Genomic DNA, 1,449 nt, shown 5'->3' on the forward strand with positions numbered 1-1,449 from the left:
TGGCCAGCGCCGCGCTGCGGGCGGCCGGATCGCCGTCGGCCAGCGCGTCGCGTGTCGCATCGATCAGCGCCTTGAGCCGCGGCGCCTGCGGCTGCCAGGGCAGATGGCCGAAGGTCGGTGCCAGGTGCTGGGTGTCGAAGAAGGTCAGCAGCGCGTCGGCCACCTGCGCATCGCCGCCGGCCAGGTCGCGCGCGGCCGCGCGCCAGGTGCGCGGCGCGTCGTAGCCGCGGTCGTTCCAGGCGAAGGAAAGCAACCCGGCTACCGCCGGCCGGCTGGCCACTTCCTGGTTCATCGGATTGGACACGATGCCGCTCAATTCCGCCGACAGTCCGGCCTGGCGACGGTCGTACGGCGCCAGCAGCAGGCGCCCGGCGGTCTCGGCGAAGTCGTTGACCGGGTAGTTGTCCCACAGCAGCGTCTTGCGCCCGAACGCCTTGGTCGCGTTCTTCGCATCGCTGACCGAGATCGACGCCGGGACCACATCGGTGCCGGTCCACTGCACCACCACGCGCGGATCTAGCGCCTTGCGCAGGGTCGCCTTGTACGGCGACTCGGTGACGTTGTAGTACTCGGTCGGCACCATGATCAGCGCACCGTGGCCGGCCGCGGCGATGTCCGCCTGCACCGCGTTGAGCAGCCGCGCCTGCGCAGTCGCAGCGGCCTGCTCGCCGGCCGGGCCGAACGCGGTGGCGTCGCCGGGGCAGTTCCACTTGGTGTATTCGATGTCGTCGAAGGCGATGTAGAAGCTGCGCACGCCGCGCGCGCGCAGCGCGGCGAACTTGCGCCGGATCGCCTGCAGGTCGGCCGCATCGCTGTAGCAGATCGACGGTCCCGGCGAGAGCGCGTAGACGAAGTTGATGTGCTCGCGATTGGCCACCGCGGCCAGCTTGCCCAGCGCCGCCAGCGTGGCGGCCGGGTACGGCGCGCGCCAGCGATCGCGCGCGAACACGTCGTCCTTGGGGCTGTAGATGTAGGTGTTGGCCTTGAACCGCGCCAGGAACGCCAGGTGCGCGGCGCGCTCGTCCATGCTCCAGGGCTTGCCGTAGAAACCCTCGATCGTGCCGCGCACCGGCATCGCCGGCGCGTCGGTCACCGCCACCGCGGCGATGCGCCCGGGCACGACCAGTTGCCGGAAGGTCTGCGCCGCGTGGTACAGGCCGGCGCCGTCGCGGCCGGCCAGCACGATCCGCGTGGCACCGCCGCTGGCCACGCTGCCCAGCGCATAGCCTTCCGCGCGTTCCGGCACGTCCAGGTCGACGGCGGCCAGCGCGTCGCGCACCGGCGCCGCGTCGACGGTGCCGAGCATCACCGACACCGCCTGCGGGTCGTGCGGCAGCGTGCCGGCGCGGCGGATGCGGGAAACCCCGGCCTCGCGCAACACGGCGCGCACCAGCGCGTCGGTGGCCGGGTCGGTCTTGCCGGCCTGCACCAGCACCACCGACGGCCCCA

The 1,449-nt window shown here is 72.6% G+C and carries 1 protein-coding gene; it reads right to left on the reverse strand.

The window, feature by feature from the left end; translation table 11 throughout:
* A partial coding sequence (locus tag D588_RS0116930; protein WP_017916824.1) for a beta-N-acetylglucosaminidase domain-containing protein occupies positions 1 to 1,449 on the reverse strand: 1,449 nt, incomplete at both ends.

This window comes from Xanthomonas sp. SHU 308, assembly GCF_000364645.1.
GTDB classification, from domain to species: Bacteria; Pseudomonadota; Gammaproteobacteria; order Xanthomonadales; family Xanthomonadaceae; genus Xanthomonas_A; species Xanthomonas_A sontii.